Annotated in this window: 6 protein-coding genes and 3 pseudogenes; 2 read left to right on the forward strand and 7 right to left on the reverse strand. The window is 51.2% G+C overall.

Annotation, left to right across the window (positions count from 1 at the left end; all coding sequences use genetic code 11):
* Window positions 1-29: 29 nt before the first annotated feature.
* From FDX09_RS12705 to FDX09_RS12715, 3 genes are all read right to left on the reverse strand, one after another.
* Entirely contained in the window at window positions 30-1,718 is a 1,689-nt protein-coding gene (locus tag FDX09_RS12705) for a methyl-accepting chemotaxis protein (RefSeq protein ID WP_137347310.1), read from the reverse strand.
* Between the two features lie 169 nt (window positions 1,719-1,887).
* Window positions 1,888-3,006: an S-(hydroxymethyl)glutathione dehydrogenase/class III alcohol dehydrogenase gene (locus FDX09_RS12710; protein ID WP_038640779.1), complete on the reverse strand. Its 1,119-nt coding sequence runs from the start codon at window positions 3,004-3,006 to the stop codon at window positions 1,888-1,890.
* Window positions 3,007-3,038: 32 nt separating this feature from the next.
* Window positions 3,039-3,314: a metal/formaldehyde-sensitive transcriptional repressor gene (locus FDX09_RS12715; RefSeq protein ID WP_003833178.1), complete on the reverse strand. Its 276-nt coding sequence runs from the start codon at window positions 3,312-3,314 to the stop codon at window positions 3,039-3,041.
* A gap of 615 nt (window positions 3,315-3,929) precedes the next feature.
* Here FDX09_RS12715 and FDX09_RS12720 point away from each other — a divergent pair.
* Window positions 3,930-4,124, forward strand: coding sequence for a hypothetical protein (locus tag FDX09_RS12720; protein ID WP_042308241.1), 195 nt, complete (start codon window positions 3,930-3,932; stop codon window positions 4,122-4,124).
* A gap of 56 nt (window positions 4,125-4,180) precedes the next feature.
* Here the strand turns inward: FDX09_RS12720 and FDX09_RS23930 are convergent.
* Together FDX09_RS23930 and FDX09_RS12730 are read right to left on the reverse strand one after the other, a co-directional pair.
* A pseudogene (locus FDX09_RS23930) lies at window positions 4,181-4,267 on the reverse strand (SAM-dependent methyltransferase); the annotation flags it as partial.
* 181 nt (window positions 4,268-4,448) lie between these two features.
* A pseudogene (locus FDX09_RS12730) lies at window positions 4,449-4,724 on the reverse strand (hypothetical protein); the annotation flags it as partial.
* A 3-nt stretch (window positions 4,725-4,727) separates the two neighbouring features.
* Between FDX09_RS12730 and FDX09_RS12735 the strand changes: the two are divergent.
* Window positions 4,728-4,844: pseudogene (locus FDX09_RS12735) on the forward strand (LysR family transcriptional regulator); the annotation flags it as partial.
* Between the two features lie 18 nt (window positions 4,845-4,862).
* Here the strand turns inward: FDX09_RS12735 and FDX09_RS12740 are convergent.
* Together FDX09_RS12740 and FDX09_RS12745 are read right to left on the reverse strand one after the other, a co-directional pair.
* Window positions 4,863-6,128, reverse strand: coding sequence for a Y-family DNA polymerase (locus FDX09_RS12740; RefSeq protein WP_137347311.1), 1,266 nt, complete (start codon window positions 6,126-6,128; stop codon window positions 4,863-4,865).
* A 2-nt stretch (window positions 6,129-6,130) separates the two neighbouring features.
* Window positions 6,131-6,550 (reverse strand): translesion error-prone DNA polymerase V autoproteolytic subunit, encoded by a 420-nt coding sequence (locus tag FDX09_RS12745; RefSeq protein WP_087856558.1) that lies wholly within the window; start codon window positions 6,548-6,550, stop codon window positions 6,131-6,133.
* Window positions 6,551-6,959: the final 409 nt, after the last annotated feature.

A 6,959-nucleotide genomic window follows, 5' to 3' on the forward strand; every position in this document is an offset into this window, starting at 1 on the left:
TAAGGGACCATCTGGTCCCTTATAGCGTGTTAAAACGTTTCCCAGTTATCATCACTGACCGTTGCTGCCTGCAGACTTGAATGGCCCGATATTTTGGTACCAGCAGCGCGCTTTATTGCGCTTCCCCCATTTAAGCGGAATGTACCGACGGCTTCAGTTAAACGTGCCGCCTGTTCTTCCAGCGATGCCGCTGCGGCCGACGCTTCTTCAACCAGAGAGGCGTTTTGCTGCGTCACCTTATCCATCTCCGAAATCGCCTGGCTCACCTGCACAATGCCCCGGCTCTGCTCATCAGAGGCCGCCGCAATTTCCAGCATGATATCGGTCACGCGTTTTACCGCATCGACAATATCCGTCATGGTATTACCCGCCGCGACCACTTCATCGGATCCCTGGTCAATGAGTCGTACCGATTCGCTAATCAACCCCTCAATCTCTTTTGCCGCCTGCGCGCTTCGGCTCGCCAGCGTGCGTACCTCACTGGCGACCACGGCAAACCCGCGTCCTTGCTCTCCCGCCCGCGCCGCTTCTACCGCCGCGTTCAACGCCAGGATATTCGTCTGGAAAGCAATGCTGTTTATAACGGCTGTGATTTCAGAGATTTTCTTCGAACTACCTGAGATATTGCCCATGGTTTTCACCACGCCAGAAACCATCTGACCGCCACGACTCGCCTTGCCGGAAGCGTCTTCCGCCAGCTTGCTCGCATGGTGCGCGTTGTCAGCGTTTTGCTTCACCGTAGCCGTTAGCTCTTCCATACTGGCCGCCGTTTCTTCAATCGCCGCGGCCTGTTGCTCTGTACGTGAGGACAAATCGGTATTCCCTGCAGAAATCTCACTGGTACCGCGATAAATTTCCTCTGCCCCCTGGCGCACCGTGCCCACGGTTTTCACCAGCGAATGCTGCATAGTTTGCAGATGACGACTCAGGCGACCAATTTCACTGCGCCCGGTCGGTTCCTCCGGCATGGTCAGGTCGCCTGCCGAAATTTGCTCGATGCGCAGGGCTGCACGTAACAGAGGATGGATAACGGTGCGGCGCAGAACGATAAACGTCATCACGGTGAGCACCAACGCGAGGGCAAATGCGCCGAGCATAAACGCCATACCAAGTTGCGTACGTTGGTGCGCCTGCTCGCTAAGGTTATTCGCCCTGGCAGTACGAATCTCAATGGCTTTCAGCAGCACCTTGTTGTAAGCGGAATCCAGCGGTCTGGCCTGTTCATTTTCATGGTTGATAATCGCTTCAAACATGCCGTTTTTAGCGTATTTCAGCATCGGCTGTAAACCGTCGGTATAGGCTTTGAAACTGGCGCTTAATTCGGCGTCTAACGCTTCATCAGCAGACGTTTTCACCGTACGCGACATATAAGCATTGAAGCCGTCCTGCGATTGCTTAATCCGTTTTTCCGCCTCGGCGATATTGGCCTTCATGTCATCCATTTCGGCAATACGGCTCGCCGCGCCGGCATGGATCATGTTGATACGTGCGGTGCGTAAGTGGTTAGAGCTGTTAGATAACCCCATCCTGACCTGAATCTCGTCGGTCACGTCGCGCTGATCGCGATCGGCCTGCATAAGAAAATAGCTTGCCAGCCCTGAACTTAAGGCGAACAACAGAAGGATGCCACCGAGAATGGAGGAAAACAGCGGAACCAGTCGGATTTGATGCAGAAATCCCAGTTTATGCTGGGCCTGCATCGATGTTGTGTTGTCCATGACCGTCGACTCTCTTGTAGGGTTTATGCGTGAAAACACGCCCGTTAGATAGTCATCGGCAATCCGTGAGGTTTACTTACCGTAAAAAGCGCCGGATTCGTCACACTTTCACAACATAATTCTAAAAAATTCAGGAAAGTGCCAGCGGATAAATCCGCTGGCCAATGAATCAGTTATCGCCAAAGTGGATAACGGTACGGATGGACTTACCCTGATGCATTAAATCGAATGCTTCGTTAATCTGCTCCAGCGGTAAGCGATGGGTGATAAACGGATCCAACTGGATTTTTCCGCTCATCGCTTCTTCGACCATTCCCGGGAGTTGAGTGCGCCCTTTCACGCCGCCAAACGCCGAACCGCGCCAGACTCGCCCGGTAACCAGTTGGAACGGACGCGTTTTGATTTCTTGTCCAGCGCCTGCCACGCCGATGATGATGCTCTCGCCCCACCCTTTATGGCAGCATTCCAGCGCCGCACGCATTACGTTAACGTTGCCGATACATTCAAAGCTGAAGTCCACACCGCCATCGGTAAGCTCAACAATCACATCCTGAATCGGTTTATCGTAATCATTCGGGTTGATGAAATCCGTCGCGCCCATTTCACCCGCCAGTTTGAATTTCTCCGGATTGGTATCAACGGCCAGAATACGTCCGGCTTTCGCCTGCACCGCGCCCTGAATCACCGCCAGGCCGATGCCGCCAAGACCAAATACGGCCACGGTATCGCCTTCTTTCACTTTCGCGGTGTTATGTACTGCCCCGATCCCGGTAGTGACGCCACAGCCCAGCAGGCACACTTTGTCCAGCGGAGCCTGCGGGTTAACCTTCGCCAGTGAGATCTCCGCGCAAACGGTATATTCACTGAAGGTACTGGTGCCCATATAGTGATAAATCGGCTCGCCGTTATATGAGAAGCGAGTCGTGCCATCCGGCATCAACCCCTTGCCCTGGGTGGCGCGTACAGCCTGACACAGGTTGGTTTTCCCTGATTTACAGAACTTACACTCACCGCATTCTGCCGTGTACAGGGGGATGACATGGTCGCCCGCTTTCAGGCTGGTGACGCCTTCACCCACTTCAACCACAATACCGCCGCCTTCATGGCCAAGCACCGCCGGGAACACCCCTTCCGGATCGTCGCCTGAGAGCGTAAAAGCGTCAGTATGACACACGCCAGTGTGGGTAATTTTAACCAGAACTTCACCTTTCTTTGGCGGTGCGACGTCGATTTCGACAATTTTTAGCGGTTGGCCGGGGCCAAATGCAACTGCTGCACGTGATTTCATTTGTCTCTTCCCATTATTGCGAGGTGATGGTGTTATTTTAGATAAGCGCGAAGAAGATGGCCGATTTCAGCCATACGCACGGCTCGCTGGTCTGGCGTTGTCTCGCCGCTGACCAGTTCGTCTTTCAGGTGGATCTCCACCATTTCGCCCATCAGGCCATTGGATGCGCCGCGTACAGCGGCAATTTGTTGCAGGATCGCAAGGCACGGTTCGCCGGACTCCAGCGCCCGCTCAAGCGCGTCAACCTGACCGCGAATACGGCGAACACGGGTGAGGATACGTTTTTTATCTTCAGGTGAATGTGGCATACGCCCTCCAGATACTATAGGGGGGTATACTATCAGAATTTTTACATATTTGTAAAATATAAGAATTATTAAATATCATAGACTTATGTTAAGTCGCTATCAGCCATATGCGGACATATGCTGTCTTTTCTATGCCCCCATTTATGCCCCCTAGGGCGTTTTTGCCCCTAAAATCTGCGCCCCGGATTCCTAAAAATGAGGTTAGTCGGAAATCACCGTCCCCAGACGAACGCCCGTTACAGCAGCAGTTGTGCCGGTGCTGATAATAACATTCCCGTTGGCGTCAGGTTTTTTGCCGTTTACCGTGAGAGTTAGTGGGTATTCCACGCCGCCGACCACAACAACCAGATCGTTTGCTGTTGTACACTCAAACCGCCAGCGTGATTTACTCCCACTCAGGAGTAGAGGCTGGTTAATCGCGACTTAGCAGACAAACGTGGGAAGCATAGCACCCACCATAAATAGGAGTTGAAACAACTAGTTACTTTTGTAAAATTAGCAGACACGCCCAGGGAAGGTACAGCAAACACAGAAGCCTCAGTGCTACATGGAACTATATAATAACCATAAAAAATCGCGCGTTAGTTAACGGTTTCCTTCATTAAAGGTGTTGTCATGTCTCAAGAGCCCACTGCAGGCCAATTTTTTTGGGGTATTATTCTTTTTGTTATCACTGCTATTCCTCTTGGATGTATCGGAGTTGCTATGCTGGTGATGGCGCAAGGGATAGAGCGTTGGTCTGGTCTTGTTTTCTTAGCTGTTGCTTTTGGCATTAGCCAGAGTATCTGGAGAAAACTGTCTGGAAAATAACTAAGAAACCACAGATCAAAGCAGGATTATTATCCTGCTTTTTTATTGTGCTATGTATCTGCGAACACGGCGCGGGTGTCCAGTTTGTTAAACCAGAACATGCGGGGGCCGCAACACACGTCCAAAATGGTTTGCTGTAACATCACTCCCCCCTTAATGGCTATACCAGAGGCGTGGCAAGCGTTCTTAAATTTCACCTCACACTTCAGGCGACACACGTTATAAATTGCAGCCAAGTCAGATGGGTCGAATTCATTGTTGATATAATCGTCGAGTGTTTTTCTGGGTGGCATAATTAGCGAAATACTTCTCGCCTCCAGTTCGGTTAGCCCCCGGAACGACCACCAGCTCTTTATCTTTACTACCAACGGCCTTAAAAGCGTCTTCGGCAAAATAACGTGAGTGCGCTTTTTCACCCATTAAGATCAGCACAGGAACAGTAATTTCATGGGCGTATAGCAGCGGCATATTCATAAACGACAGGGGCATTTACGCTGGTCGCAACGGTCTAACACGTGTATCCATTGCTGCGTCATTTAATGCCATCCCGCCCCAACCGCAGATATCAAGTAAGCCGATGCGATTGCGATCCACTTCTTTTGCACGCTTATCCGGGTTCTGCAACGTTACAGTCAGCGTCTGGATGGTTCATTTCTGTATTACCCGCACCGTAACGTGTCACCTGCCTTGCGAGCCGTCATCGATACATTAAAAATTTGAATCAGCAGGTATTAAGACTCACCTGACGCGCAGTAAATCAGTAAAACGCGTCGTATAGCGAGGTGAGAGCATCTCTCGTTTCATTTGCCACGGCTGTTCAATCCCCTGCCCGGCAAACCAGATTGTCCCACGTCCCTTTTTATTCAGCCGATCAATCACCATCATTAATTCCGCGCTGTTGCTCCGTGGGGCGTTGCCATCAAACAGATTCAGTTGCGCCACGCCAGAACTGAAAAAATCGCCCAACATCACACCCGCTTTTTGATAATGTTGCCCCTCTCGCCAGATAGCGTCCAGGCTGCGCGTTGCCGCACTCATAATTTCCCGGGTGTCCTGGGTCGGGATCAGCAGTTTTACCGACGCGCTGTTAGCGTAATATGGTTCCTTCAGGGCAAATGGACTGGTTTTGATAAACACAGAGATAAACCGACAGAACTGATGCTCCCCGCGCAGCTTTTCCGCCGCACGTGAGGCATAGGTGCAAATCGCCTCACGCATCGCGTTGTAATCCGTGAGTTTTTCACCAAACGATCGTGAACAGACGATTTCCTGTTTAACCGGCGAAAACTCTTCCAGCGCCAGGCACGACTCACCGCGCAATTCCCGTACGGTTCGTTCAAGAACTACGTTGAAGTGTTTGCGAATAAAGCGAATGTCGGTATCAGCCAGGTCACGGACGGTTTTAATCCCCATCGCGTCCAGTTTTTTACTGATACGGCGGCCCACGCCCCACACTTCACCGACAGGGAGTGCGGCCATCAGCTTACGTTGGTGGTCAATATTTGATAAATCCACCACTCCGCGAGTCTGTTGCGGCCATTTTTTGGCGGCGTAATTCGCGAGCTTTGCCAGCGTTTTGGTCTGGGCGATGCCAACGCCAACCTGAAGGCGTGTTTTCTGTAGAATTGTGGCCCTGATTTCGAGACCAAAATCCGTCAGATCCCTACAATTTCTTACTCCCGTCAAATCGCAGAATGCCTCATCAATACTGTACCTTTCCACATGTGGAGAGAGGTCTTCCAGGATAGACATGACCCGACTGCTCATATCCGCATACAGTTCATAGTTGGAACTAAAACACACCACGCCGTAGCGCCGAAACAGATCTTTCTGTTTGAAGTACGGAGCGCCCATTGTGACGCCAAGCGCCCGAGCCTTCGCGCTACAGGCGATAACACAACCGTCGTTATTGGAAAGAACGACAACCGGTTTGTCTTTCAGATCGGGCCGGAATGCCATCTCACAACTGGCGTAAAACGAATTAACATCCACCAGGGCAAACATAATCAGCCAGCCGCCTTAACGATAAAGGTCACAACGCCAAAGATATCCAGCGAGTCCTCGCTGCCGATGATAATGGGCGCGTAGGTTCTGTTCTCTGGCTTGAGCATCACAATTGGATGCAATTGCAGACGTTTAACGGTGAACTCTCCCCCAATGGCGGCAATCACGATGTCTCCATGAGCCGGGTTTCTGGCGCTGTCGACAATCAGCAAATCACCCTCACCGATCCCCGCCCCGACCATAGAATCACCCGATGATTTTACAAAATAGGTTGCGCTGGGATGCTGTACCAGCAGGTCATTGAGATCGATACCTTTCTCAACGTAATCCTGCGCCGGAGAAGGAAAACCACAGGGCACAAGGTCGCTGAACAGGGGAAAATTTTTCGTTTGTCGACGTTTTGCAGGCTGGAAAAACAACATAATAATCTGCCTCTCACTTAACTGTATTTATATACAGTAGTTTTAATGAGGACGGCGATCAAGTGACGAGAGTAGCGAACTGGGTATTGTTTAATCATCTCGTCGGTAAGCTTTTATCGTGTCTGGAAAAATAATTTTTTGTTTTATTCCGCAGAGGAAGATGTTCATTTAACCGGAACGATAAGGACGGTATTGGCGTAGGTAATAAACATGCTATTTCAGGGAAAGGGTTCCGTTCACCTCAGCCGTATCTCTTCTCTGTACACTGAACGCCAGTGAACGTGTTAAGGGTACTATCGCCGTACCCTTAACAATCCCGGCTCCCGGCGGGAAAATTGCCGCTCCGCGGTCCCCTCCGTTTATTCCTCCAGGCGACCGGGCCGGGCGCGAGGTAGCGTCCCTGCAAAGC

The sequence above is a fragment of the Citrobacter sp. wls717 genome (assembly GCF_005280955.1).
In the GTDB taxonomy this organism is placed as follows: domain Bacteria; phylum Pseudomonadota; class Gammaproteobacteria; order Enterobacterales; family Enterobacteriaceae; genus Citrobacter; species Citrobacter werkmanii.

Coding starts and splice junctions, on each gene's coding strand:
- FDX09_RS12705 (WP_137347310.1), bottom strand. CDS start 1,718: ATGGACAACACAACATCGATGCAGGCCCAGCATAAACTGGGATTTCTG.
- FDX09_RS12710 (WP_038640779.1), bottom strand. CDS start 3,006: ATGAAATCACGTGCAGCAGTTGCATTTGGCCCCGGCCAACCGCTAAAA.
- FDX09_RS12715 (WP_003833178.1), bottom strand. CDS start 3,314: ATGCCACATTCACCTGAAGATAAAAAACGTATCCTCACCCGTGTTCGC.
- FDX09_RS12720 (WP_042308241.1), top strand. CDS start 3,930: ATGTCTCAAGAGCCCACTGCAGGCCAATTTTTTTGGGGTATTATTCTT.
- FDX09_RS12740 (WP_137347311.1), bottom strand. CDS start 6,128: ATGTTTGCCCTGGTGGATGTTAATTCGTTTTACGCCAGTTGTGAGATG.
- FDX09_RS12745 (WP_087856558.1), bottom strand. CDS start 6,550: ATGTTGTTTTTCCAGCCTGCAAAACGTCGACAAACGAAAAATTTTCCC.